At 75.3% G+C, this 17761-nt stretch carries 14 protein-coding genes and 2 riboswitches; of the genes, 9 read left to right on the top strand and 5 right to left on the bottom strand.

All coding sequences use genetic code 11. The annotated features are described in order from the left end of the window. Positions 1 to 32: 32 nt before the first annotated feature. The 4 genes from ACWGB8_RS15085 (at position 33) to ACWGB8_RS15070 (ending at position 6123) form a co-directional block, all read left to right on the top strand. Positions 33 to 1679, top strand: coding sequence for an MFS transporter (locus ACWGB8_RS15085; protein ID WP_452213756.1), 1647 nt, complete (start codon positions 33 to 35; stop codon positions 1677 to 1679). A gap of 9 nt (positions 1680 to 1688) precedes the next feature. After that, on the top strand, positions 1689 to 4028 hold the full coding sequence (locus tag ACWGB8_RS15080) for an FHA domain-containing protein (RefSeq protein ID WP_452213754.1): 2340 nt from the start codon (positions 1689 to 1691) through the stop codon (positions 4026 to 4028). Then, positions 4025 to 4594: a hypothetical protein gene (locus ACWGB8_RS15075; RefSeq protein ID WP_452213752.1), complete on the top strand. Its 570-nt coding sequence runs from the start codon at positions 4025 to 4027 to the stop codon at positions 4592 to 4594. The genes ACWGB8_RS15080 and ACWGB8_RS15075 overlap by 4 nt, the downstream gene beginning before the upstream one ends. A gap of 521 nt (positions 4595 to 5115) precedes the next feature. Next, positions 5116 to 6123: a serine/threonine-protein kinase gene (locus ACWGB8_RS15070; RefSeq protein ID WP_452213771.1), complete on the top strand. Its 1008-nt coding sequence runs from the start codon at positions 5116 to 5118 to the stop codon at positions 6121 to 6123. Between the two features lie 63 nt (positions 6124 to 6186). Here ACWGB8_RS15070 and ACWGB8_RS15065 read toward each other — a convergent pair whose 3' ends face one another. Then, the gene (locus tag ACWGB8_RS15065; RefSeq protein WP_452213750.1) at positions 6187 to 7590 is read right to left on the bottom strand and encodes a streptophobe family protein; all 1404 of its coding nucleotides are present in this window, start codon (positions 7588 to 7590) and stop codon (positions 6187 to 6189) included. 305 nt (positions 7591 to 7895) lie between these two features. Between ACWGB8_RS15065 and ACWGB8_RS15060 the strand changes: the two genes are divergently transcribed. After that, on the top strand, positions 7896 to 9299 hold the full coding sequence (locus ACWGB8_RS15060; RefSeq protein WP_452213748.1) for a DUF6777 domain-containing protein: 1404 nt from the start codon (positions 7896 to 7898) through the stop codon (positions 9297 to 9299). An 83-nt stretch (positions 9300 to 9382) separates the two neighbouring features. Here the strand turns inward: ACWGB8_RS15060 and ACWGB8_RS15055 are convergent, their stop codons facing one another. Further along, the gene (locus ACWGB8_RS15055; RefSeq protein WP_452213746.1) at positions 9383 to 10231 is read right to left on the bottom strand and encodes a class I SAM-dependent methyltransferase; all 849 of its coding nucleotides are present in this window, start codon (positions 10229 to 10231) and stop codon (positions 9383 to 9385) included. A 218-nt stretch (positions 10232 to 10449) separates the two neighbouring features. Further along, a riboswitch (cobalamin riboswitch) is annotated at positions 10450 to 10660 on the top strand. Positions 10661 to 10776: 116 nt separating this feature from the next. On the opposite strand from ACWGB8_RS15055, the gene ACWGB8_RS15050 reads away from it, so the two are divergent. From ACWGB8_RS15050 to ACWGB8_RS15035, 4 genes are all read left to right on the top strand, one after another. Beyond that, positions 10777 to 10923, top strand: a complete 147-nt coding sequence (locus ACWGB8_RS15050) for a hypothetical protein (protein WP_452213745.1) — start codon at positions 10777 to 10779, stop codon at positions 10921 to 10923. 63 nt (positions 10924 to 10986) lie between these two features. Next, positions 10987 to 11156: riboswitch (cobalamin riboswitch) on the top strand. 32 nt (positions 11157 to 11188) lie between these two features. Continuing rightward, entirely contained in the window at positions 11189 to 12217 is a 1029-nt protein-coding gene (locus ACWGB8_RS15045; RefSeq protein WP_452213743.1) for an ABC transporter substrate-binding protein, read from the top strand. Between the two features lie 104 nt (positions 12218 to 12321). After that, positions 12322 to 13356: a FecCD family ABC transporter permease gene (locus ACWGB8_RS15040; protein ID WP_452213769.1), complete on the top strand. Its 1035-nt coding sequence runs from the start codon at positions 12322 to 12324 to the stop codon at positions 13354 to 13356. After that, positions 13353 to 14168 (top strand): ABC transporter ATP-binding protein, encoded by an 816-nt coding sequence (locus tag ACWGB8_RS15035; protein ID WP_452213742.1) that lies wholly within the window; start codon positions 13353 to 13355, stop codon positions 14166 to 14168. The genes ACWGB8_RS15040 and ACWGB8_RS15035 overlap by 4 nt, the downstream gene beginning before the upstream one ends. Before the next feature lie 193 nt (positions 14169 to 14361). Here ACWGB8_RS15035 and ACWGB8_RS15030 read toward each other — a convergent pair whose 3' ends face one another. From ACWGB8_RS15030 to ACWGB8_RS15020, 3 genes are all read right to left on the bottom strand, one after another. Continuing rightward, positions 14362 to 15387, bottom strand: coding sequence for a hemolysin family protein (locus ACWGB8_RS15030; protein WP_452213740.1), 1026 nt, complete (start codon positions 15385 to 15387; stop codon positions 14362 to 14364). Beyond that, on the bottom strand, positions 15384 to 16745 hold the full coding sequence (locus ACWGB8_RS15025; protein WP_452213738.1) for a hemolysin family protein: 1362 nt from the start codon (positions 16743 to 16745) through the stop codon (positions 15384 to 15386). Before ACWGB8_RS15025 ends, ACWGB8_RS15030 begins: the two co-directional genes overlap by 4 nt. 133 nt (positions 16746 to 16878) lie before the next feature. Further along, positions 16879 to 17733, bottom strand: coding sequence for a sporulation protein (locus ACWGB8_RS15020; protein ID WP_452213737.1), 855 nt, complete (start codon positions 17731 to 17733; stop codon positions 16879 to 16881). Positions 17734 to 17761 lie beyond the last annotated feature (28 nt).

Raw genomic sequence — 17761 nt, 5'->3', positions numbered from 1 at the left:
CGTCCGCACCCGCCGCGCGCCCGGGAGGCACCGTGAACCGCTGGAAGGCCCTGGCCGTCCTGGGGACCGCGCAGTTCCTGATGGTGCTGGACGCCTCGGTGATGAACGTGTCGATCAGCCAGCTGGTCGAGGACTTCGACACCGAGGTCACCGCGATCCAGGCCGTCATCACGCTGTACACCCTCGTGATGGCGGCCTTCATGCTGACCGGCGGCAAGCTGGGCGACCGCTACGGCCGCCGCCGGGTCTTCGTGGTGGGCCTGTGGGTGTACGGCTGCGGCTCCGCGCTGACCGCCGTGGCGCCGACCGTGGGGGTGCTGGCGCTGGGCTGGTCGGTGATCGAGGGCCTGGGCGCGGCGCTGGTGCTGCCGGCGCTGGCCGCGCTGGTGGCGGGCTCGTACACCGGCCGCGACCGGGCGGTGGCGTACGGGGTGATCGGCGGCCTGGCGGGCGCCGGGATCGCGGTCGGGCCGCTGCTGGGCGGCTGGGTGACGACCTACCTGACCTGGCGGCTGGTGTTCGCCGGCGAGGTGGTCCTGGTGGCGGCGATCCTGCTGGCGATGGGGTGGATCCCGCGCGAGGAGGCCCCGGCCCGGCGGAACCCGCTGGACGTCACCGGCGCCGCGCTGTCGGCCTGCGGGCTGGCGCTGATGGTGCTGGCCGTGCTGCAGAGCGGCACCTGGGGCTGGGTGGCGCCGCGGAACCCGCCGTTCACCGTGCTGGGCTTCTCGCCGACGCTGTTCGTGGTGGCGCTCGGGGCCGCGCTGCTCAACCTGTTCCGGCTGCACGAGCGCCGGTACGAGACCCGGGGCGGCGACCCGCTGCTGGCGCTGGACCTGTTCGCCAACCGGACCCTGCGGTCCGGTCTGACCACGCTGTTCAACCAGAACACCGTGCTGCTCGGGCTGTTCTTCGTGATCCCGCTCTACCTCCAGGCCGTCCAGGGGATGGACGCCTTCGAGACCGGCCTGGAACTGCTGCCGGTGTCGGTGACGATGCTTCTGGCCTCGATGAGCGGCTCGCTGCTGCTCCGGATCGCCTCGCCGCGCACCGTCGTCCGGGCGGGGCTGCTCGTCCTGCTGGGCGCCACGGTCTGGCTGATCACGGCGATCGGGCCCGAGCTGCAGGGGGCGTCCTTCGCCGGGTCGATGGCCGCGCTCGGCCTCGGGATGGGCCTGCTCGCCTCCCAGCTCGGCAACGTGGTGCAGTCCAGCGTGACGGCGGCCGAGCGCAGCGCGGCCGGCGGGCTGCAGTACACCGCGCAGAACCTCGGCTCCTCGGTCGGGACGGCACTGATCGGCGCGATCCTGATCGGCGCCCTGGCCGGGGCCGTCACCTCGAACATCGAGGACGACCCGCGGATCTCGCAGTCCGTCCAGGAGCAGGCGGGCCTGCGGATCGAGGCGGGCATCTCCTTCGTCCCGGCCGACCAGCTGGCCGACGCGCTGGCCGCGCGCGGGGACGTCCCGCCGGACGAGGCGGCGGCCCTGGTGGAGAACTACCGGGACGCGCAGATCGACGGGCTGAAGGCCGCGGTGCTGGCCTGCAGCGCCATCGCCGCCGCCGCCTTCCTGTTCACCGGCGGCATCCCGGGAACCCGCCCGGGCCGCGGCACCCCGCCGGCCGGTGGCGGACCCGGCGCGCGGTCTCGTCCAGCCGGTCGGGGCACCCGGCGATAAGATCGGACTATGGGAGAGCGCTCTGGCGCGCCCGCCGCGCCGCCACTGGTTCTCGTCACCGACACCGACTCGCAGCTGATCGACCCGAGTCGGGAGTATCACGTCGGCCGCGACCCGACCAGCGAGATCGTCCTCGACGACCCCCGGGTGTCCTGGCACCACGCCGTGCTGCTGACGGACTCCGGGCACTGGCTGCTGGAGGACGTCGGCAGCACCAACGGCACCTACGCCGACGGTCGGCGCATCCGGCGCGAGGACATCGGCCCGGGCACCCGCATCCGCTTCGGGAACTCCGCGGACGGCCCGAGCGCCAGCTTCGCCGTGCTGCCGGAGCCCCCGCGGGAGCGGCCGTCGCTGGTGGCGCCGGCGAGCTCCGGCATCTTCCGCCGGCCGAGCGCCGTCCTGCCGCTGGCGGCCCCGACCGTCCGGATCGGCCGCGCACCCGACAACGACCTGGTCCTCCAGGACCTGGTGGTCTCGCGCCACCACGCCGAGCTGCGCAGCCTGCCGGACGGCGCCCACGAGATCGTCGACCTGGGCAGCCACAACGGCACCTACCTCAACGGCCGCCCCGTGCAGCAGGCCGTCGTCGGGCCCGCCGACATCGTCGGCATCGGGCACTCGGCGCTCTGCCTGGTGGACGGCCGGCTCGTCGAGTACGTCGACACCGGCGAGATCTCGCTCAACGTGCAGGGCCTGTTCGTACGGGTCGGCAAGGACCGGCGGGTCCTGTTGGACGACGTCTCCTTCCCGCTCGCCGAGAAGGCCCTGCTGGCCGTGGCCGGCCCCAGCGGCGCCGGCAAGTCCACGCTGCTCAACGCCCTCACCGGGCTGCGGCCCGCCGACGAGGGCACCGTCCTGTACGACGGCCGCGACCTCTACCGGGACTACGCCGAACTGCGCCAGCGGATCGGCCTGGTGCCGCAGGACGACATCCTGCACACCCAGCTGACCGTCCGGCGGGCCCTCACCTACGCCGCCGAACTGCGCTTCCCCGGCGACACCGCGGCCTCCGAACGGGCCGCCCGGGTCACCGAGGTGATCCACGAACTGGGCCTGGAGAAGCGCGCCGACCTGGTGATCTCCAGCCTCTCCGGCGGCCAGCGCAAACGCGTCAGCGTCGCCCTCGAACTGCTCACCAAGCCGTCCCTGCTCTTCCTCGACGAGCCGACCTCCGGCCTCGACCCGGGCATGGAGCGCTCCGTCATGCAGATGCTGCGGGACCTGGCCGACGACGGCCGCACGGTCGTCGTGGTCACCCACAGCGTGCTCAGCCTGGACGTCTGCGACCGGCTGCTGGTGCTCGCCCCGGGCGGCCGGACCGCCTACTACGGTCCGCCCGACGAGGCGCTGCCGTTCTTCGGGTTCACCGAATGGCCGCAGGCCTTCGAGGCCTTCGAGAACGAGGACCACGAGACCTGGCAGCGCCGGTTCCGCGAGTCCCCCCAGTACGAGCAGTACGTCGCCGCGGCGACCGAGTCCCCCGTCCCGCAGCCGGCCCCGGGAGGCGAGGCGTACCTCGGGCCGGCCAAGCCGCAGAGCTGGGGCTCGCAGCTCGGCACCCTGATCCGCCGCTACTCGGCCGTGCTGGCCGCCGACAAGCTGTTCCTGACCGTCATGGTCGCGCTGCCGTTCATCGTCGGCGCGATGTGCCGGGTGATCACCGGCGGCCGGCTCACCCCCGAGAACGCGCTGAACTGCCTGCTCACCCTCTGCATCGGCGGCCTGCTCACCGGCTCCGCCAACGCGGTCCGCGAAATCGTCAAGGAACGCGCCATCTACCAGCGAGAACGCGTCGTCGGCCTGTCCAGATCGGCGTACCTGGTCTCCAAGGTGGTGGTGCTCGGGGTGATCACGGTCGTCCAGGCCGCGGTGCTCACCACGGTCGGCCTGTTCGGGGTGGACCTGAGCGTGGCCGTCGACAGCGGCGTCTTCCTACCCGCGCTCCCCGAACTGATCCTCGCCGTCGCCATGCTGTCCTTCAGCGCGATGATGCTCGGCCTGCTGGTCTCCGCCATGGTCGCCAAGGAGGAGGCGACCATGCCGATGCTGGTCCTCCTCTCGGTGGTCCAGATCGTCTTCAGCGGCGCGATGCTCAAGCTGTACGCGGTGCCCGGGCTGGAGCAGTTCGCCTGGCTGGTCCCGTCCCGCTGGGGCCTGGCCGCCATGGCCGGCACCGTCGACCTGCACGCCATCCTGCCGAACTCCATCACCGCCGACCCGCTCTTCCGCCACGACCGCGGGCTCTGGCTGCGCAGCATGGCCATCCTGGTGGGGATCTCCGTCCTCCTGGGCCTCGCGATCCTCAACCTGTTGCGCCGCCACGAGCCCGCGATCATGCGGAAATGAGCCCGCCGATGACCGAGTTCGACTTCCGCCCCACACACGTGGCGCCCCGGGACGGCCTGCCCACCTGGACCGCCCCCGACCCGATGCAGCCCTCCACCCGGCTGGACCCGCTGCTGCCCGTCCAGCTGATCGGCCGGGAGGGCGACTGGGGGCACATCATGTGCGCCAACGGCTGGTCGGCATGGGTGGACGGCCGGCTGCTCGTCTCGCTCCCCGAGGAGCCCACCACCGCCACCCAGCCCCGCGGCCGCACCGCCGACCCCCGGCCGGCCCTGGCGGAGGTCGAGCGGGCGCTCGGCCGCTACCGGGCCCTGCTGGAGGACCTCGCCGCGGGCGGCACCGACCTGGAGGCGTTCCGCGACCGCACCCGGGGCCTGCGGATCGGCCTGGCCATCGACGGCGACTCGCTGTGGGTGTTCGACCCGGTGCACGACCGGTGGTGCTACTGCGACGGGCTCCAGCTCCAGACGTACGCCGCCACCGCCCGGCCGACCTCGAACGGACCCGGCCCCGCGCCCCACGACTCCCCGCACGCGTACGAGGCCACCCAGGTGGTCGAGCCGTGATCCGCCCCGAGCCCGACCCCGAGGACCCGCCCACCACCCCGGGCCCGCCGGAGGAGGACGACCGGCCGCCCGCGCGCGACACCCCGCCCGAGGCGCCGACCGCCGTGGTCGCCCCCGGCCCTCCGCCGCCGCCCACCGCCGTGGTCACCCCCGACGCCCCGCCCCCACCGCCACCCCCGACCGCCATCGTCACGCCCGAAGCCCCGCCGCCCACCGCCGTGGTCACCCCCGAGGAACCGCCCGAACCCGCACCGCCACCCCCCACCGCGGTGGTGACCCCCGAGGAACCGGCCCCGCCGCCACCGCCCACCGCCGTGGTCACGCCCGACGCCCCGCCCCCACCGCCGCCGCCGCCCACCGCCGTGGTCACCCCCGAGGAACCACCCCCGCCACCGCCACCGCCGCGGCCCGTCACCGTGGTGCCCGCCGAGACCCCGCCCCCGCCGCCACCGCCACCGGCCGCGGCCACCGGGGACACGCCCGCCACCGAGCCGCAGCCGCTCCCCGGGCTGCCGTCCGGCATGGTCGGCCGCAAGCTGGCCGGCTACCGGTTGGAGGGCGAGATCGGCCGCGGCGGCATGGCGGTGGTCTACCGGGCGAAGGACCTGCGGCTCGGCCGGACGGTCGCGATGAAGCTGCTGGCGCCCGAGCTGGCCCGCAACGAGGTGTTCCGCCAGCGCTTCGTGCACGAGTCGGAGGCCGCCGCGGCGATCGACCACCCGCACATCATCCCGGTGTTCGAGGCGGGCGAGAGCGAGGGCATCCTGTTCATCGCGATGCGCTACGTGGAGGGCCGGGACCTGCGCGCGCTGATCGGCCGGGACGGTCCGCTGCCGGTGGACCGGGCGGCCCGGCTGGCCCAGCAGGTGGCCTCCGCGCTGGACGCCGCCCACCTGCACGGGCTGGTCCACCGGGACGTGAAGCCGGGCAACATCCTGGTCGCCGCGGGCACCGACAGCGAGCACCCCGAGCACCTCTACCTGACGGACTTCGGGCTCACCAAGAAGTCGCTGTCGCTGAGCGGCCTGACCACGGTCGGCCAGATCGTCGGCACCCTCGACTACGCGGCCCCGGAGCAGATCTCCGGCAAGCCGGTGGACGGCCGCTGCGACCTCTACAGCCTCGCCTGCGTGGTCTTCGAGATGGTCGCCGGCCGGCCGCCGTTCCAGCGCGAGAGCGACCTCGCGATCCTCTGGGCCCACCTCAACGACCCGCCGCCCTCGCTGCGCGCGCACCGCCCCGGCCTGCCGGAGTCGGTCGAGGCGGTGGTGGCCCGGGCGCTGGCCAAGGAGCCGGACCAGCGCTTCGACAGCTGCCTGCAGTTCGTGGACGAGCTGCGCGCCGCGCTCGCGCCGGGGCACCGGCACCCCGCGCCGTGGCAGGCGGGCGGGCCGGCGACCGAGCCGGTGCCGAGCGTGGCGGCCGGCGTGGGCGCGGCGCCCCGCGGCCTGCCGGGGGTGCCGGACTGGGCCGCGCCGGTGGTCGACCCCGCGTCGATACGCCCGAGCTCCACTCCGCCCGCCTGGTGAGGCCGCCGCGCGGCCTACGGCGTGTCTGACGATTCCCGCCGGGCGCGAATTGTCAGACACGCCCTACGGCTGCCGGTCCGCGGGCGGGACCTCGCCGCGCGGGCCGCTGCGGCCCGCCAGCGCACCGCCGACGAGGCCCGCCAGCAGCCCCCAGCCGGCCGCCAGCGGGACCGCGAGCAGCAGCCGGGGCTGCAGCGACAGCGAGCCGTTCGCCAGTCCGGTGGCGGTGTTGCCGCCGGGCAACAGGCCGAGCAGGTCGGCCAGTTCGCCTTCGTCCTCACCGGTGCCGACGCCCAGCACCGACAGCCCGTAGTCGGCCGAGACCCGTGACCAGACGCCCACCAGCAGCATGGCGACGGCCGCGGCCAGCCCGACCCGTACGGCGTGCCGCCAGAGCGGCAGGCCGTACGGCGAGCGGCGGGCGGCCAGGACGCCGGCGCCGAGCATCAGCACCGCCGCGACGGGAAGCAGCCACCAGGCCCGGGCGTCCTGCTCGGCGAGGGTGCCGAGGCTCACCGTCACCTCCCGGCCGTCCTCCGTCCGGAGCACCTCGGAGAGGACCGGCGGCATCGGCAGGCCGATCGCCCCGCTGAGGTGGCCCTGCCATTCGGCGCCGAGGCCGACGCCGAAACCGAGCCAGGCCAGGTTGGGCAGGGCGAGCAGGAGGACGGCGACGGTCTCCCGGGCGTTGCCGCGCACCCCGGCGGCGACCAGGCCGGCGACCAGCCCGATCAGCACGTAGGCGAGCAGGACGGCGAGCAGGGCGGAGGCGGCCGGCCGGACGGCCTGCTGGTAGGGCAGCAGGGTGGGCGGCAGCGGGGCGCGCCGGGACACCGCGAAGGCGAGGGCCAGGACGACCAGCAGCCAGAGCAGGCCGAGTCCGAGGGTGGTCGCGGGGTCGGCGTGGAAGCCGATCTCGGGGGTGAGGCCGAGGGCGGTGCCGAGCGTGTCGACGAGTTCGTTGCCGAGCTGCACGACGAAGGTGCGCCGGGCGGCGGCGGTGATCAGGGCGAGGGCGACCAGCCAGAGCACGGCGATCCGCAGGATGCGGCCGAGCAGCTCGGTGCCGTGGGCGACCGCGCGGAAGCGCAGCTGGCGCAGGAACACCTCGACCGTCGCCAGGGCGCCGACCAGGCTGACCGTCAGCGGCATGGCGGTGATCCCGGCGTCGACCTCGGCGAAGAAGCCGGCCCCGCCGTCCAGCTGGACGGAGCCGCCGACGGCGAGGGCGAGGACGGCGGCGAGCACGGACGGGAACGAGCCGGCGGGGAGCCGGTCGGCGTCGGCGAGCCAGAGGCCGAGGGCGGCGACGGCCGCCATGGCGGCGAATCCGGCGGCGACCACCGCGAGGGCGTCGAGCCAGCCGCGGACGAACCCGGGCGGGCCGGGCACCGCGGCGGTGCCTGCGGGTCGGCGGGGGTCGGCCGCCCCGATCCGGGCCGTTTCGTTGGGGGGCTCCTGGCGCATGCGGGCTCCTGGGTCTCCGCCGGTGGTTCCCCCTCCGGTCCCAGCCTCGCCCACGACGGGCCGGTGCGCGGTCCGCGGGCGGTCCCGTTCGCCCGGACGGGGGGTGCCGGGGTGCCGGGTTCCGCCGGTGCGGGGCCGCGCCGCCGCTCCCGGCGGGCGGCCTCCGGGCGCCCGCCGGGGTCCGCGCGGCCGGTGCGGGGCAACTGCGCCTGCTGTTGCGGCCGCTGGGGAGCCGGGGCAGAAAGGAGTACCGGTGGCGGCCGGTTCCGGCCGCGTCCGCCGACCGTCTGCGAAACGGAGTCCCCATGAGTTCCCAACCGCCGTCGGGGCCCGGCCGTCCGTACGGCCCGCCCTCGGGACCGCTGTCCGGACCGCCGTCGGGTCCCCGCTCGGGTCCGCCCCCGACCGGAGGCCCCCCGCCGGGCGGGCCCGGCGGGCGCACGCCCTGGTGGCGCTCCTGGCGGTGGATCGGCGGGGTCACCGCCGTCGCGGTGCTGGCCGCCGTGGGCACGGTGCTGATCGTCAACAGCGGCAGCAAGGACGGCGACGCCATCCCCGCCGCCAACGAGATCGCGCTGCAGAGCTCCTCGGACGCCGGTCCGGACCCGTTCACCCCTTCGGTGGAGACCCAGGCCGTGACCGCTCCCCCGGCGTCCACCGCTCCGACGTCCGGGCCCACCACCCCCGGGGCGGCCACCACCACGACGGCGGCCGGCATCCGCACCGTCGAGGGCTCGTCCAACGGGCTCTACGCGGGCACCATGGAGCGGCCCAGCTGTGACACCGAACGGCTGATCAGCCAGACGTCGACCGGCTCGAAGGGCCAGGCGTGGGCGTCCGCGCAGGGCATCCAGCAGTCGGAGGTGCCCTCGTACATGCGCTCGCTGACCACCGCGTACCTGCGGGTCGACACCCGGGTGACCAACCACAGCTACAAGAGCGGTGCGGCGGTCGGCTACCAGTCCGCCCTGCAGGCGGGCACCGCCGTCCTGGTCGACGCCCAGGGCGTGCCGCGGGTGCGGTGCGGGTGCGGCAACCCGTTGGGGCCGCCGAAGCTGGTGTCGGACGCCAAGTACACCGGGAAGGCCTGGACGGGCTTCAAGCCGACCTCGCTGATCATCGTGGCCCCGGCGCCCGCTCCGGTGAAGGAGCTGATCCTGGTGAACGTCCAGACCGGCGGCTTCTTCGCCCGGCTGACGGCGACCGTCGAGGTGGTCGACAAGACCGTGCCGGCCCCGAAGGAGCCGCTGACGCCCGGCATCCCGCCGGCCGCGCCGATGACCCCGGTCACCACGTCGGCCTCCGCCCCGGGCAGCACCTCCGGGACCGGTTCGGGGACGGGCACCACCTCCGGGACGGGCTCCGCGACCGGGACGAGCACCACCTCGGGTGCGACGTCGACCGGGCCGACCAGCGGCAGCGCCACCACGACGACCGGCACGCCGACCGGCACCACGCCCACGACCACCACGACGACCACCGCGCCGTCCACCGGGACCGGCACGCCGACCGGCACCACGCCCACGACCGCCACCACCACCACGACGACCACGACCACCACCACCACGGCGACCGCCCCGGCCACCGCGACCACCGCGACGACGGCGGCCACGGCGACCACCACGGTGCCCCGGACGGCGACCCCGACCTGTGCGACCGGTCCCGGGCCGTCGACCCTGCCGCCCTGCCCGACCGATTCGGCCACCTGACCGGGGCCGCCCGACCGGCACCACCACCGCCACACCCGCACCGCCCTCCGCGCACCCTCCGGTCCGCGGGGGGCGGTGCGCCGTCAGCCCGGTTTGACGGCGGTGTGGACGTACCAGGAGATGTGCTCCTTCACCCGGTACATCTCGACCACCGAGCGCAGGCCGAGCCAGCGGTCGGCCCTTCCGACGGCGTCCAGCAGGGCGTACGGGAGGAGGAAGTACGCGTGGAGCGCCTCGGCGGTCGGGAGGTAGCGGTCGGTCGCGTCGAGCTCCTCCTCGACCCGGAAGCCCGCGGCCTCCAGCAGCTGCCCCAGGTTCCCGGTGTGGTAGCGCCGGGGGCCGGGGAAGGCCATGTCGTCGAGGTAGCGCTCGATGACGGCCCGTCCGTGCGGGGTCATGGTCTCCGGCGGCCGGCCGATCGGGCCGAGCAGCACCAGCCGGCCGCCCGGGCGGAGCACCCGGAAGAACTCGGCCAGTGCCCGCTCGGGGTCGTAGGAGTGGACCAGCGTCTCCATCGAGTAGGCGCCGTCGAAGGAGCCGTCCGGGAACTCCAGGTCGTGGTAGTCCCCCCAGTGGAAGCTGGTGCGCTCGTCCAGGGCCGAGCGGCTGCCGAGCCGGCGGGCCTGGGCGAGGTGGAAGTCGAGGACGTCGACCCCGGTGACCCGGAGGCCGAAGCGGGCGGCCATGGCCTGCGCGACCACGCCGGAGCCGCAGCCCAGGTCGAGGACGGAGGCGCCGACCGGCAGCGCGAGCTTGCGTCCGAGGACGTCCTCCAGTCGGCGCTGGGCGCGCCAGCAGCGCCATTTGGACTGGCCGGGTTCGGTCCAGCCCCAGTGCCGGGCGTTGCGGCACACCAGTCCGTAGAAGAGCCGGCTGCCCGGGCGGCCGTAGACCCGCCGCAGTCCGGTGAGATCGAGTTGCCCGCTGCTCATGTGGGTCCGTCCCGTCGTCGCCTGCCCCCGGTCCCCGATCAAGCTACCGGCGCGGTGCCCGGCTGCCGGGCGGCACGCGGGCCGATGCCTCCGGTTGGGTGCCCGCCCGGGGACTCCGGTGAACTCCGGGCCACCGCACGACGGTTGGACCATTGACGTGTCCCGGCCAGAACCGGCCAACCGCGCTCCGCCCCCTGTCGCGGCCCGGATCGTGCGCCTACGCTGGGCCCTGCAGTCGGTTCGCGCCGCCCCGCCGCGGCGCGTCGCAAGAGGGAACCCGGTGCGAATCCGGGACTGTCCCGCAGCGGTGAGTGGGAACGACAGCCGTCTTCAGCACTGGGCCCGTCCCGGGAAGCGACGGCCGGTAGGAGGCCCCCGTCCGGGGCCGCGCCCGCGAGTTCGAAGACCTGCCACTGCGCGCGTGCGGGACCGCACGCGCTCGTCACGGTGACCCCGCGGACTGGGTCGACGGTGCGGCAGGCCATCCCGCGTGCTCGGCGTGGCCGTCCTCCGCCTGCCCCGGCGCGGCGCCGCCGACGAGCCTGGTGTGGTTCGTCTACAGCGCGGTGGAGCTGCGGGCGATGCTCGCCGGAGCCGGGTTCGCGGGCATCGAGGTGTTCGGCGGTTTCGACGGCCGCCCGTACGACGAGAACGCCGAACGGCTGATCGTCCGGGCCGTCCGGGAGGAGTGACGGCACGTCAGGGGGCGCGCGGCGTTGATCCGCACGCCCTTTCCCCGGACGGCCGGCGAAAAGTAGCATCACCGCGTCATCGCCGCGACGGGAGATCAGGAAGCCGGTGCGAATCCGGCACGGTCCCGCCACTGTGACCGGAGTGCGGCCCTCCGACGCCCCGCGTGCCCGGCACGGCAGGGGCGGCGGCGCCGCACCTGGGAGTCAGGACACTGCCCTGTCGCGGGCCCGTTCCGAGGAGCGCGGACTCCCCAGGAGGCATCACGTGAGCGTCGGCCTGCCCGGCTTCCCTTCTCCCCCGCCCGCACCGCACCGCCGCACCCGGACCGCGGTCGCCGCGGCCGCACTGGTCCTGATCGCCGGCTGCGGAGGCGCCGGCACCGCCGCCGACGGCGCGGCCGGCACCGGCCCGGCCCCGGGCTTCCCGGTGACCGTCGAGAACTGCGGGGTCACCACCACCTACGACCGGCCGCCCGCCCGGGTGGTCACCATCCACCAGCACCCGGCCGAGCTGATGCTCGCGCTGGGCCTCAGGGACCGGATCGTCGGGACGGCCTTCCCCGACTCCGCCGTCCTGCCGCAGCACGAGAAGGACTTCAAGGGCATCCGGCAGCTCGCACCGAAGGAGCCCTCCTTCGAGACGGTGCTCAACGCCGAGCCGGACTTCGTGTACGGCGGCTACGGCAGCGCGTTCGCCGAGAAGGAGGGCCGGTCCCGCAAGGCCTTCCAGGACGCCGGGATCAGGACCCATCTCAACCGCGAGTACTGCGGGAAGCAGCGGGTCACGATGGAGGACGCCTACGAGGAGATCCGCACCGTCGGCGGCATCTTCGGGGTGCGCGAACGGGCCGACCGGCTGGTCGCCGACCTGCGGGCCCGGATCGACGCGGCCGGCAAGGCCGTCCAGGGAGCACCGGCCGTCCCGGTGTTCGTCTACGACAGCGGGGAGAAGGCGCCGTTCACCGCGGGCGGCCGGAGCCTGGGCACCGAGATCATCCGGCTGGCCGGCGGGCGCAACGTCTTCGCCGACCTCGACGACGTGTTCGGCGACGCCTCCTGGGAGCAGGTCGTCGAGCGCCGGCCCGAGGTGATCGCCGTCTACGACTACGCGGACGCCGGCACCGTGCAGCAGAAGCAGGACTTCCTGCTCGCCCAGCCGGCGCTGGCGGACGTCCCCGCGATCCGCAACAAGCGGTTCGTGGTGCTGCCGCTCACCGCCACCCTGGTCGGCGTCCGGCCGCCCTACGCGGTGGAGGACCTCGCCCGGGGCCTGCACCCCGAGCGGTTCCGGTGACCGCCGGCACCCCCGCCCGCACCCCCGCGGACGCGCCGCCCGCCGACCCTGCGGGCGGCGGAGCCCCGCGCGGGGCGCCCGACGGGGACGGCCGGGGCGGCCGCGTGCCGTTCCCGCTGGCGCTGGCGGCGCTCGGGGCACTGCTGCTGCTCTCGCTGACGGCCGGGCTCGCCATCGGCTCGGTGCCGGTGCCCGCCGGCGAGGTCTGGGGGATCGTCACCCGCGCCCTGGGCGCCGACTGGGTCGAGCCCTCGTGGTCGCGGGCCCGCGAGACGATCGTCCTGGAGGTGCGTGCCCCGCGGGTGCTGCTCGGCGCGGTCACCGGCGCCGGGCTGGCCGTGGTCGGCACCGCCCTGCAGGCGCTGGTGCGCAACCCGCTCGCCGAGCCGTACCTGCTGGGGGTGTCCTCGGGCGCCTCGCTGGGGGCGGTGGCGGTGATCGTCTTCGGGGTCGGCCTGCTCGGGCCGCTCTCGCTGTCCGCCGCCGCGTTCACCGGCGCGCTGCTGACCCTGCTCCTGGTCTACGCCACTGCGCGGGCCGGCGGACGGATCACCCCGGTGCGGCTGGTGCTGGCCGGGGTGGCCTGCGCCGCGGTCCTCACCGCCGTGACGGACCTGCTGCTGCTCACCGCCGACCGCGGCAACGAGGCCAGGGCCGTGCTCGCCTGGACCCTCGGCGGGATCGGCGGCGTGCAGTGGGCCACCCTCTGGCTGCCGGGCGCCGCCCTGCTGCTCGGCACCGGCGTCCTGCTGCTGCAGGCCCGCTCGCTGAACCTGCTGCTGGCCGGCGAGGAGTCGGCCACCACCCTGGGGCTGGACGTGGCCCGCTTCCGGGCCCGGATGTTCGTCCTGCTGTCGCTGGTCACCGGTGTGCTGGTCGCGGCGGCCGGGCCGATCGGCTTCATCGGGCTGATCCTGCCGCACGTGGTCCGGCTGTTCGTCGGCGGCGACCACCGCCGGGTGCTGCCCGCCGCAGCCCTGTCCGGGGCGGTGTTCCTGGTCTGGGCCGACATCGCCGCGCGGACGGTCGCCGCCCCGACCGAGATCCCGGTCGGCATCCTGACCGCGCTGTGCGGCGGCCCGTTCTTCCTCTGGCTGCTGCGGCGCGACGCCCGCACCGCGGACCGGGGGGCCCGATGAGCGCCGCCGAGCTCCGGGTCGACGGCCTCACCCTCACGGCCGGCGCCCGCCGCCTGGTGCGCGAGGTGTCGCTGACCGCCCGGCCGGGCGAGGTGGTCGGCCTGGTCGGGCCCAACGGCAGCGGCAAGTCGAGCCTGCTGCGCGCCGTCTACCGGGTGCTGCGCCCGGCGGACGGGCAGGTCCGGGTGGACGGCGCCGACGCCTGGCGGCTGCCGGTGCGCACGCTGGCCCGGACGCTGGCCGCGGTGGTGCAGGAGCCGGGCGCGGACTTCGACCTGACGGTCCGGGAGGTCGTCGCGATGGGCCGCACCCCGCACAAGCGGCTGCTCGACGCGGACACCCCCGGGGACGCCGAGCTCGTCCGCTGGGCCCTGCGGTCGGTGGGCGCGGCCGGGCTGGCGGACCGCCCGGTCGACCGGCTCTCCGGGGGCGAGCGGCAGCGGGTGCTGATCGCCCGCGCCCTCGCCCAGCAGCCGGCCCTGCTGGTCCTGGACGAGCCCACCAACCACCTGGACATCCGCCACCAGCTGGACGTCCTCGGCCTGCTGCGGCGGCTGCCCGCGACCGTGCTGGTGGCGCTGCACGACCTCAACCTCGCCGCCCGCTTCTGCGACCGGTTGTACGTCCTGCAGGACGGCGCGCTGACCGCCGCCGGGCGGCCCGGGGACGTGCTCACCCCGAAGCTGCTGGCCGAGGTCTACGGGGTGGCCGCCGAGGTGGCCGTCCACCCGGCCACCGGCGCCCCGCAGGTGACCTTCCTGCCGGATCGGCCGGCCGGGGCCGCGGGGCCGGCGCCGGATCAGCCGCCGTGAGGGTGGGCCGTCGGCACGGCCGGCGCCGGGGGCCGGCACGGCCGGACGGAGCACCACGGTGGCGCCGCGGGGGCCCGTCCGCAGCGGTCGGATCCGGCCATCGCCCGGCGGTGGTCCAGACCTCCTTCGGGGGCCGGAACGCCCGTGGGCGGGCCCGGGGAGTCCGGGCCCGCCCACGGGCGGTGGCGGCGGGTCAGCCGGCGGCGGGCGCCGGGCCGACCAGCTCCTTCAGCACGTCCTCCATGGTCACCAGGCCGAGCGCGATGCCGTCGGCGCTGACCGCGGCGGCCAGGTGGGTGCCGGAGCGGCGCATCGCGGTGAGCACGTCGTCGAGCGGGGTGTGCTCGGAGACCCGGGCGATCGGCCGCAGGGCGCGCAGCGGGAAGGGCCGGTCGCGCTGGCTGTCGGCCTCCAGGGCGTCCTTGATGTGCAGGTAGCCGCTGACCTTCTTGTCCGGGCCGAGCACGGGGAAGCGCGAGAACCCGGTGCGGGCGGCCAGCTCCTCCAGCTGCTCGGGCGTGGTGCCGGGGTGGGCGAAGACCACGTCCGCGCTGGGGGTGACGACCTCGGAGACCGGGCGCGAGCCCAGCTCCAGGGCGTCCTGGAGGAGTTCGGTGTCGCGCTCGCTGAGCAGGTCGGCGTCCGAGGAGTCCTTGACCATGCGGGACAGCTCCTCCTCGGTGAACACCGAGCCGACCTCGTCCTTGGGCTCGACCTTCAGCAGCCGCAGGATGCCGTTGGCGAAGGCGTTGATCGAGAACACCAGCGGTCGCAGCGCCCGGGTGGTGGCGACCAGCGGCGGGACGAGCAGGAACGCGGCGCGCTCCGGCGCGGCCAGCGCGAGGTTCTTCGGGATCATCTCGCCGACCAGCATGTGCAGGTAGGTCGCCAGGGTGAGCGCGATGACGAACGCGATGGGGTGGGTCAGCGCGTCCGGCACGCCGAGGGCGTGGAAGCCCGGCTCCAGCAGGTGGGCGATGGCCGGCTCGGCGACCGCGCCCAGCACCAGCGAGGAGACGGTGATGCCGAGCTGGGCGGTGGCGAGCATCGCGGAGACGTGCTCCAGGCCCCAGATGACGGTGCGGGCGCGGCGGTCGCCGGCCTCGGCGCGCGGTTCGACCTGGCTGCGGCGGACCGAGATCAGGGCGAACTCGCCGCCGACGAAGAAGGCGTTGCTCACCAGGGTGAGCAGGCCGATGAACAGCTGGACGGCGGTCACCGGTCACGCTCCCCGCGAGCGGGGCCGTCGCCCTCGGCGGAGTCCTCGCGGCCCGGCGCGGCGCCGGTCACCCGGACGCGCTCGGCCACGTGGTGGGCGACGCTGTGGACCTGCAGCAGCCAGCCCGCGACCTCGACGGTGTCCCCGACGACCGGGATCCGGCCGAGGCGGTCGGCGACCAGGCCGGCCAGCGTCTCGAAGGGGCCGTCCGGCACCGGCATGCCGAGCGCCTCCAGCTGGTCGGTGCGGGTGATGCCGTCGGCGTCCCAGTGGGTCCGCCCGTCGGGGCCGGTGCCGAGGTGGAGCAGGTCGGGCATCTCGTTGGGGTCGTGCTCGTCCCTGACCTCGCCGACGACCTCCTCGACGATGTCCTCCAGGGTGGCGATGCCGGCCGTGCCGCCGTACTCGTCGATGACGACGGCGAGGGTCTCCTCGCCGCGCAGCCGGTCGAGCAGGCGGTCGACGGTGAGCGTCTCGGGCACCAGCAGCGGGGGCGCCATCAGGGTCGACACCCGGCGGCGGGAGCGCTCCTCGGCGGGCACCGCGAGGGCGTGCTTGATGTGCACCGTGCCGATGACCTGGTCGAGGCTGTCCCGGTAGACGGGGAAGCGCGACAGGCCGGTGGCGCGGGTGAGGTTGGCGACGTCGGCGGCGGTGGCCCGGGCCTCCAGGGCCTGGACGTCGATCCGCGGGGTCATCACGTTCTCCGCGGTGAGCTCGCGCAGGCGCAGCGTCCGGACGAAGAGGTCCGCGGTGTCCGGCTCTATGGCGCCCTCGCGGGCGGAGTGCCGGGCGAGCGCGATCAGCTCCTGCGGGGTGCGCGCGGAGGCGAGTTCCTCGGCGGGCTCCAGGCCGAAGCGGCGCACCACCCGGTTCGCGCTGTTGTTCAGGTGCCCGATCAGCGGCGAGAAGGCCGCCGAGAAGGCGTACTGCGGGGCGGCCACGACCTTGGCGACGGCCAGCGGGCGGGAGATCGCCCAGTTCTTGGGTACCAGCTCGCCGGCGACCATCAGGACGACGGTGGAGATCAGGACACCGAGCAGCAGGGCGACGGTGCTCGCCGCCCCCGCGGACAGGCCGACGCCCTCCAGCGGGCCGCGCAGCAGCGCGGAGACCGCGGGCTCGGCGAGCATGCCGATCACCAGGCTGGTGACGGTGATCCCCAGCTGGGCCCCGGAGAGCTGGAAGGTGAGGCGCTTGACGGCCCGGAGCGCACCGGCCGCACCGCGCTCCCCGGCCGCCGCGGCGCGCTCGACCTCGGAGCGCTCGACGGTCGTCAGGGAGAACTCGGCGGCGACGAACACCGCACAGGCGGCGGTCAGGGCCAGCGCCAGGAGCAGGAGCAGCACTTCGGTCACCGTGCCACCCCCGTCCCGGGCTGCGGGCAGGTCGGGAGGGGGTGGGCACGGGTGGAACTGGGAGGCTCGTCCATCGCGGGGTCCGCGACTCCTTTGCAGACTTCGTCAGAGGGTGATCGTTCCGGTGACCGAATCATGCCCCATCGGGGCGGCCGCCTTCTACAAAAGTGTAAACGAATGGCAAAACCCGATCTTCGAAGGGGCCGCGCGGCCGTGTCCCGCGCCGCAGGGCCCGCTCCGTCCAGCCGTCGATCCGCTCCGACAGCTCCGCCTCGGTCACCGTGTGCTCGACGGTGTGGCGGTTCGGCGGCTCCCCGCCGCGCCCCGGGAGGCTGCCCCGCCCGTCGACCTCCACCACCACCTCCACCCGGAACGGCGTGGCGAGAAGGGTGAGCCCCACCTCCTCGCACACCCCCGCGTACGGCGGCGGCGGACGGAACGCGAACTCCTGGCGGAACGGCAGCGTCTGACCGGTGCCGTGCAGGTGGCCGGGCCGCAGTCCGGCTCCCCGGAGCCGGAAGCCCCGCGCCCGGAAGGCGTCCAGGATCCGCTGCTGCACCGGCAGCGGGGAGACGTGCAGCAGGCCGGTGCCGCCCCTGCCGCGGCCGCCGGCCACCTCCACCTCGGTGCGCAGCCCCAGCGCCACCCCCGGCAGCGGCCCGCCGTCGAACACGCTCAGCGGCGACCCGTACGGCGCGGCGAAGGAGAACGGCACCGCCAGCTCCGCGCCGGGCGCGAGCGCCAGCGGACCGGCGGCGAGGACGCCCCCGAACGGGGTGAGGCCCCCGGGGCCGGTCTCGACGCAGTCGTCGTCGACCCGGGCCGCCAGGTGCAGGGCGACCGCCCGGACCTCGCACCCGCGACTGCCGCCGGCCAGCTCGACCCGGCCCTCCACCGCCCCGCCCGGCCGCACCACGGGCGTGTCCAGGACGGTACGGACACCGGGGCCGCCGACGCCGAGGGCGCCGAGCAGCCGGTTGAACACCATGGACGCTCTCCTTCGGGAGGGACGACGG

It is taken from the genome of Kitasatospora sp. NPDC054939 (assembly GCF_053610105.1).
The sequence above is the reverse complement of the archived record's forward strand: the minus strand, read 5'-3'. Positions and strand labels throughout refer to the sequence as shown.